This window comes from Kitasatospora sp. NPDC004531 (genome assembly GCF_053602195.1).
In genome coordinates, this window is sequence record NZ_JBSGDD010000094.1 from 19,624 (window position 1) to 27,164 (window position 7,541).

Here is a 7,541-nt window from a genome sequence, read left to right on the forward strand (position 1 = left end):
GGAACGGCGGGGCCGAGCTGCGGAGGAGCAACGGGGCGTTGAGCGTTCGGCCTTTTCTGGTCCCCGTTCTTTGACCCGAAACAGATCGACCGCCAGAGGCCCCCGACCGCCAGCAGCTCGCCCTCGCCGTTCCCCGAGCCCCTGACGGGGCCTCCACCGTTCCCCGAGATCGGACGGGGCGCTCGTGCTCTTTCTGAAGAGCTGAATCGGTGCTTCAATCCTTGGTATGGCCTATCGACGCACCGCCGCCGTGCAAGCCCGGCTGGACGGGCAGCGGGAGGCTGTGGTGCGGGCGGCGGTGGGGTTGCTGGGGGAGCGGGGGTATGCCGGGTGTTCGATGGCGGCGGTGGCTGAGCGGGCCGGGATCGCCACGGGCAGCATGTACCAGCACTTCGACAGCAAGGCCGATCTCGCGGTGACGCTGTTCCGGACGGTCTGCGGCCGCGAGATCGACGCCGTCACCGAGGCCGCCGAGCGGGCCGCCGACCCGTTGGACGGGGTCGCCGCCGTGGTGGCGACCTTCGCAGTGAGGGCGCTGAGGTCGCCCCGGCTGGCCTACGCCCTGCTCGTCGAGCCCGCCGATCGGGTGGTGGAGGCGGAGCGGTTGGTGTTCCGGCGGGCGTTCCGCGACCTGATCGCCCGTCGCATCGAGCAGGCTGTCGCGTCCGGCCGACTCCCCGCCCAGCCCGCCCGGCTGACCGCCGCCGCGATCGTCGGTGCGGTCGGGGAGGCGCTGGTGGGGCCGCTCGCGGACGGGCAGCCGCCGGAGAACGTGTTGCCCGAGCTCGTCACCTTCACCCTGCGCGCCCTGGGAGGGCACTGATGGCAAGCACGCACGAGGTCACCAACCAGGTGCCCGACCCGTACGGCCACGACGTCGCCGAGGACCCGACGCTGCTGGCCGCGCTGGAGCGGGCCGGAGCCGGGTGGGCCGCCGACGTACTGCACCGGCTGGGCCGGCTGGCCGGCACCGAGCAGGCCGCCGACTGGGCCCGGCTCGCCAACGACAACCCGCCGGTGCTGCGCACCCACGACCGCTACGGCCACCGGGTGGACGAGGTCGAATTCCACCCGTACTGGCACGAGTTGATGCGCACGGCCGTCGAGTACGGCCTGCACGCCGCGCCCTGGCAGGACGACCGGCCGGGCGCGCACACCGCGCGGGCGGCCAAGTTCTACGTCTGGGGGCAGGTCGAGGCGGGGCACACCTGTCCGATCTCGATGACGTACGCGTCCGTGCCCGCGCTGCGCACCAGTCCCGAACTCGCCGCCGGGTACGAGCCGTTGCTGGCCGCGCGGGAGTACGACTTCGGGTTGCGCGAGCCGCACGGCAAGCGCGCTCTGATCGCCGGCATGTCGATGACCGAGAAGCAGGGCGGCTCGGACGTCCGCACCAACACCACCCGCGCGGTGCCGGCCGGCGACGGCACGTACCGGCTGGTCGGCCACAAGTGGTTCACCTCCGCGCCGATGTCGGACCTGTTCCTGACGCTCGCCCAGGCCCCGGGCGGCCTGTCCTGCTTCGTGCTGCCGCGCGTGCTGCCCGACGGCAGCCGGAACGCGCTGCGGCTGCAGCGGCTCAAGGACAAGCTCGGCAACAAGTCCAACGCGTCCGCCGAGATCGAGTACGAGGACGCGGTGGGCTGGCTGGTCGGTGAGGAGGGACGCGGAGTGCGGACCATCATCGAGATGGTCAACATGACCCGCCTGGACTGCACCACGGGCGCCGCCTCCGCGATGCGCTACGGCGCGCTGCGGGCCCTGCACCACGCGAGCCACCGGCACGCGTTCGGCAGGCCGCTGGTCGAGCAGCCGCTGATGCGCAACGTCCTCGCCGACCTGGTCGTCGAGTCGGAGGCCGCCACCGCGATCGCCATGCGGCTCGCCGAGGCCACCGACCGGGCCCTGGCCGGCGACGAGCAGGAGGCCCGGTTCCGCCGGCTCGGGCTGGCCGTCGCCAAGTACTGGGTGTGCAAGCGCGGCCCGGGCCACGCCGCCGAAGCCCTGGAGTGCCTGGGCGGCAACGGCTACGTCGAGGAGTCCGGCATGCCGCGGCTGTACCGGGAGGCCCCGCTGGTGTCCATCTGGGAGGGCTCCGGCAACGTCGCCGCGCTCGACGCGCTGCGCGCGATGGCCCGCCAGCCCGAGAGCGTCGCCGCGGTGTTCGCCGAACTCGACGCCGCGAGTGGACTCGACCGCCACTTCGACACTGCCGTGGCCGACCTCCGCAAGGACCTCGCCGACTCGGAGCAGCTCGAATACCGCACCCGCCACCTGGTCGAACGCCTCGCCCTCACCCTCCAGGCGTCCCTGCTCCTGCGCCATGGCGATCCGGCCGTCGCCGAGGCCTTCACCGCGACCCGCCTCGCCGGCCGCGCGGGCCTGGCCTACGGCACCCTGCCGACGGGCCTCGACACGGCAGCGATCCTGGACCGGATTCCGGACCTGCCCTGAGAACGGAAGGGTGCGAAAAGAGGGGAGCGCCGACTTCCGCAAGGGCGCGATCACGTGCAGGTCATTGCTCTGCGTCGCGATCTTGCGGTTGAGCGCCTCCCGGCTCGCGCAGTTCCCCGCGCCCCTGTTTTCGCGCCCACCCGCGTTTCGCGCCCTCCCGCCTTTCGCGCCCTTCCGGCGGGGGCCTCCGGGATAAGGGTTGCTAGCGTGGCGGACGATTTCGTTCCGTGGTTGGAAGGGTTGCGCCGCCGATGGCCAAGTTCCTGCTGAGTCTGCACCTGCTGGTCGCGGTGCTGTGCGTCGGTCCGGTCGCGGTGGCGGTGAGCATGTTCCCGCGGAAGGCGAAGGCCGCGCTGGCCGAGGGGCCGGCGCAGGCGTCGGCGCAGGCGTCGGTGCGGTTGCTGCACCGGATCTGCAACATCTACGCGCTGATCGGGATTGCGGTGCCGCTGCTGGGCATCGGCACCGCGCAGGCGATGCACGTGCTGGGCAACGCCTGGCTGATCGCGTCGATGGTGCTGACGGGCATCGCCGCCGCCGTGCTGCTGCTGTTCGTGCTGCCCGGTCAGCAGGCGACCGTGGACGCGCTGGACGCCACCGAGGACCGGGAGGCGGAGACGGCCCGGGCCACCGGCATGCTGAAGATGCTGCCGATGACCGCGGGCCTGTTCAACCTGCTGTGGGCGGTCGTGCTGGTGCTGATGGTCATCCGGCCGGGGTCGACGAACGGGGCGTGACGCCGCGCACTTCCAGGCCGGCCAGCAGTTCGGCGGTGGCGGCCGCGACGGCGGCCACCGCCGCGTCGAACACCTCCCGGTTGTGGGCGGCGGGTGCCCGGAAACCGGAGATCTTCCGGACGTACTGGAGCGCCGCGGCGTGCACGTCCTCGGGGGTGGCGTCGGGCGTCATCGGCGGGCGGAGCGTCTTGATGCTTCGGCACATGCCTCCAGTCTGCTCCGCCCCGCCGACAGTCAGCCGGGGAGCTGCCGCAGCCGCACGCCCGCCCGTTTGACGGCGCGCGCCACGATCGCCGTCTCGGCCCGGCGGACGCCCAGCGGGCCCAGCACCTCGGTGTGGAAGCGGTACAGCGCCTCGTGGTCCGGGCAGAACACGGCGGCCATCAGGTTGGTCGGCCCGCCGGTGGCCAGGACGCCGTGCACCTGCGGGTGCCGGGCCAGCGCCTCGCCGGCCGCGGCGAGCCGGCCCGGCGGCACCTCCAGCCACAGGTTGGCGTCCACGGCGGCGCCCAGCAGCCGCGGGTCCACGCTCACGTGGGTGCGCAGCAGCCCGCCCCGCGCCAGCCGGTGCAGCCGCCGCCGGACGGTCGACTCCGGGGCGCCCGAGGCGGCGGCCAGCGCGGCGTGCGAGCGGCGGGCGTCCACCGCGAGCAGGTCGAGCAGGCGGTGGTCCAGCGGGTCCGGCTCCGGCGGCGGGCCGGTGGGCGGCGGCGGGGCGAGCAGGGCCTCCTGTTCGGCGGTGAGCGCGCCGCAGCGCCAGGCCGAGGCGTCCGCGAACAGGTGCAGCACGGCGTGCGCGGTGGACTCCAGCACGGCGTCGGTGGCGGGGAGCTGCCCGTACAGCAGCCGGTCCCGGGCGGCCGCGCCGCCGAGCACCACCGCCGACACCTCCTGCCCGCCCAGCATCACGTCCACGAACGGGACGTCCTCCCGGGCGGCCAGCGCCAGCGCGATCGCGTCCACCCGGCCGCGCAGCACCCGCACCCGCAGCAGCAGCGCGCCGAGCGCCGCCGCCCGGGTGTCCGGCATCCGTACCACCCGCACGGCGCCGGTCCCGAGCAGCCGGCCCAGCCGCCTGGTCACGGTGCGCGCCGACACCCCCAGCACCTGCGCGATCCGCCCGCTCTCGGCCCGCCCGTCCACCTGCAGCGCGTGCACCAGCTGCCGGTCGAGCGCGTCCAGCACCGTGGCGGGATCCGCCGCAGAGACATCCATGCTGTCCGATTCCCGTCGCATCCAGCCCCGGTGACGTCCCGAAGCGTCGCAACGACGGTACTCCTGGGGCCCACCCCGGCGAAGGAGAACCCCGTGGACGACATCCTGAACGGCACCGAGGCGGCCCTGCGCGAGGTCGGCTCCCGGCTGCGCGCCCGGCAGCCCGCCGAGCCCGTCGAGGCCGCCACCGAGCGGCAGGCCCGGGCCGCGTTCGAGGCGATCGACCGGCCCGCCGCCGCACTGCTGCGCGAACGGCTCACCGCGCTGCGCCCCGGGGCCGGCTGGTTGGACGACGAGTGGGCGCGGGACGTGCCGCGCCGGGGCGAGTGGTGGCTGTGCGACGCCACCGACGGCGCGGTGCAGTACCTGAGCGCGCTGCCGTACTGGGCGGTCACCGCGACCCTGCTGCGCGACGGCGCGCCGGTGCTGGCCGTGGTGCACGCGCCGCTGCTGGGCACCACCCACACGGCGACGGCGGGCGGCGGCGCCCGCCTGAACGGCCGGCCCTGCGCACCCCGCCGGGGCACGCTGTCCACCGCCGTCGCCGCCACCTCGCAGCCGCCGCTGGTGGCCCGCGACCCGCGGGCCCTGCACGCCGCCGGCGCCTCGCTGACCGCCGTCCTCCCGCACGTCCTCGCCGTCCGCAACCTCGGCCCGACGGCGCTGCAGGTCGCCCACGTCGCGGCCGGCCGGCTGGCGTTCTTCTGGCAGTACGGCGCCGACCCGGCCAACCTCCTCCCGGGCGCCCTGCTGGCCGCCGAGGCCGGCGCCGCCGTCACCGACGCCGGGGGCCGGCCGTGGACGCCGTCCGCCGCGTCGTTCGTCGCCGCCGCGCCCGGTGTGCACGGCGAACTCCTGGACGTGCTGCGGCCGGTGTGACGGAGGGCCGCCGGGTCAGAGCGTGCCGAGCGCCGGCGGCAGGGTGGCGGCGGCGGTGAACACCACGCGGTCGGTGGTGAGTTCGAGGAAGTGCAGGTCCTCGTGCCGGTGCAGCGCGGGCGGGTCGAGGGGGAGCGCGGACAGGTCGATCTCGGGCAGCCGGTCCAGGGTGGCCCGCCCGAGCTTGATCAGCGCCTCCTTGCGCACCCACTGGCGCAGGAACGCCAGGGTCGGGTCGGGGTGGTGGCGGACGAGTTCGGCCTCGGCGGGGCTGAGGACGTGGCCGAGCGCCGCCGGGTCGCTGTTGCGCGGGCCGAGGTGTTCGACGTCCACGCCGATGGGTACGGGGCCGGCCGCGGCGGCGATGGTCCCGCCGGTGTGGGAGATGCTCAGGTGGGTGTCGGGGCGGTCGGTGAGCAGCGGTCGGCCGTGTCCGGTGCGGCCGCAGCCGGGGCACTGCTGGCCGAAGGAGAGGTCGGCGGGGTCGATGCCGAGGTGGGCGGCCGCGCAGAAGCGGACCAGCAGGTGGGCGGCGACGAAGTCGTCGCGGTCGCCGGGGCGGCGGAAGCGGTCGGCGCGTTCGCGTTCGACGTCGGTGAGCAGCTTCTCGTCGGCGTCGGGGCGGGCGAGGACCTCGGCCGTGGTGGCGAGCAGGGCGAGCGGGTGGTTCGACACAGTTCTCCTCGTCCGGGCGGGCGCTGTCGTCGGTGCACCAGCAACTTAGCCCGTTCGAGTGATTCTCGTGCGGGTCGCTTGTGTGATGGCCGTTTTTGATGAGGGTGCACCACTTTGCTGGCGGGGGTCGGCTGTCCTCGGCCGACCCACCGTCAACGAAAGGGGTGTCCGTGCGACACGGCGCTCGTCCCAAGAACCGGCTGGTCCGGTATGCGGCGGTGGCGGCGCTCGCCGCCACCCCGCTGGTCTCTCTGGCGTCGATCGGTCAGGCGGACCAGCTGGCGCCGCCGCTCGGTCCGTGCTCCGGCACCTGTCCCAGTGCCTTCCCGGTGCCGCCGCACAACGGTCCGCAGGCCGGCGTCGACAACACGATCAACGTCTTCGTCGGCGGCAGCTACACGGTGCAGGGCCGGGCCGCCGAGGTCGAGGGAAAGGTCGTCACGGTCAAGGACCTCACCGTCGACAAGGCCGGCGGCGGCCTGTTCAACATGGGCGTGGTCGGCGTCGGCTCCCAGGTCACACCGCCGGCCGGCAGCGACCACGTGACGGTCGGCGGCGCGGTGGACATCGTCACCGGCAACCGGGTGCAGATCGGCGGCGGCGACCCGGCGCGCTGGGGCAACCTGGCCTACGGCACCACGCTGAACGGCCTCGTCGAGTTCTCCGGCCCGGGCGCGGCCCGCCAGGACCCGGCGGCGATCGACCCGTTCCGCGGCCTGACCACCGTCATCGAGGAGAACTCGGCGTGCATGGCCGAGCAGACCGCCACCGGCACGCTGAGCGTCGAAGGCAACCTGTACACCTTCGCGGGCGACGGCCAGAGCATGCGGCAGATCTTCAACGTCGACCGGAACATCGGCAGCGACACGGCCATCGCCGACATGGTGTTCACGGGCATCCCGGCCGGCGCGACGGTGATCGTCAACATGGTCGGCCCGGACCCGGTGCTGATCCGCACCAACACCGGCACCGGCTTCCCCGGCGACCAGCTCACCGACATGCAGCCGCTGCTGATGTGGAACTTCCCCACCGCCACGAACGCGACGATCAGCGGCAACGCCCAGTTCCAGGGCTCCGTGATGGCGGGCAACCCGGCGGGCACCGTCACGCTGTCCAACCCGGGCACCAACGGCCGCGTCTACCTGGCCGGCGACCTGCTGCAGACCGGCACCGCCGGGACGGAGCTCCACGCCTACCCGTTCAACGGCGACCTGCCGACCTGCCGGCAGAGCCCGAGCCCGTCGCCGTCGGAGAGCGAGAGCCCCTCCCCGTCGCCCTCGCCGACCGAGTCGGAGAGCCCGTCGCCGACGCCCACCGAGTCGGAGAGCCCCGAGCCCACCGGGACGCCGGAGCCGACGGAGAGCGAGCACGTCGGGCCGGAGCACGGGCACAAGCCCGGGGGCCCGCTGGCGAACACCGGCAGTGACCTGGTCGGCCCGGTGGCCGGCGCCGCCGCGGTGCTGCTGGGCCTCGGCACGGTCGGCGTGGTGCTGGCGCGCCGCGGCCGCCGCCACTGACCCACGGCGTAGAGGGCGACCACGCCGCGGTTGGTCTCCTCCAGTTCCCGGGAGAGTTCGGAGT

At 74.3% G+C, this 7,541-nt stretch carries 8 protein-coding genes; 5 read left to right on the forward strand and 3 right to left on the reverse strand.

Going from position 1 to position 7,541, the window contains the following annotated elements; all coding sequences use genetic code 11:
- The first annotated feature begins 226 nt into the window (after positions 1-226).
- The 3 genes from ACWEMJ_RS28335 to ACWEMJ_RS28345 all read left to right on the forward strand — a co-directional run bounded on the left by ACWEMJ_RS28335 (position 227) and on the right by ACWEMJ_RS28345 (position 3,191).
- Entirely contained in the window at positions 227-823 is a 597-nt protein-coding gene (locus ACWEMJ_RS28335) for a TetR/AcrR family transcriptional regulator (RefSeq protein ID WP_452139953.1), read from the forward strand.
- The gene (locus ACWEMJ_RS28340; RefSeq protein ID WP_452139954.1) at positions 823-2,454 is read left to right on the forward strand and encodes an isovaleryl-CoA dehydrogenase; all 1,632 of its coding nucleotides are present in this window, start codon (positions 823-825) and stop codon (positions 2,452-2,454) included. The genes ACWEMJ_RS28335 and ACWEMJ_RS28340 overlap by 1 nt, the downstream gene beginning before the upstream one ends.
- A gap of 251 nt (positions 2,455-2,705) precedes the next feature.
- A complete protein-coding gene (locus ACWEMJ_RS28345; RefSeq protein WP_452139955.1) occupies positions 2,706-3,191 on the forward strand; it encodes a hypothetical protein in 486 nt (161 codons plus the stop codon).
- Here ACWEMJ_RS28345 and ACWEMJ_RS28350 read toward each other — a convergent pair.
- On the reverse strand, positions 3,160-3,396 hold the full coding sequence (locus tag ACWEMJ_RS28350; RefSeq protein WP_043913756.1) for a DUF2277 domain-containing protein: 237 nt from the start codon (positions 3,394-3,396) through the stop codon (positions 3,160-3,162). The genes ACWEMJ_RS28345 and ACWEMJ_RS28350 overlap by 32 nt on opposite strands.
- Before the next feature lie 29 nt (positions 3,397-3,425).
- The gene (locus tag ACWEMJ_RS28355; RefSeq protein ID WP_452139956.1) at positions 3,426-4,406 is read right to left on the reverse strand and encodes an Lrp/AsnC family transcriptional regulator; all 981 of its coding nucleotides are present in this window, start codon (positions 4,404-4,406) and stop codon (positions 3,426-3,428) included.
- Between the two features lie 93 nt (positions 4,407-4,499).
- On the opposite strand from ACWEMJ_RS28355, the gene ACWEMJ_RS28360 reads away from it, so the two are divergent.
- Entirely contained in the window at positions 4,500-5,285 is a 786-nt protein-coding gene (locus ACWEMJ_RS28360) for an inositol monophosphatase family protein (protein WP_452139957.1), read from the forward strand.
- 15 nt (positions 5,286-5,300) lie between these two features.
- On the opposite strand, the gene ACWEMJ_RS28365 is transcribed toward ACWEMJ_RS28360, so the two are convergent.
- On the reverse strand, positions 5,301-5,960 hold the full coding sequence (locus ACWEMJ_RS28365; protein WP_452139958.1) for a 4'-phosphopantetheinyl transferase family protein: 660 nt from the start codon (positions 5,958-5,960) through the stop codon (positions 5,301-5,303).
- 170 nt (positions 5,961-6,130) lie between these two features.
- Here ACWEMJ_RS28365 and ACWEMJ_RS28370 point away from each other — a divergent pair, with 170 nt between their 5' ends.
- Positions 6,131-7,477 (forward strand): choice-of-anchor A family protein, encoded by a 1,347-nt coding sequence (locus ACWEMJ_RS28370; RefSeq protein WP_452139959.1) that lies wholly within the window; start codon positions 6,131-6,133, stop codon positions 7,475-7,477.
- The last annotated feature ends 64 nt before the right edge of the window (positions 7,478-7,541 follow it).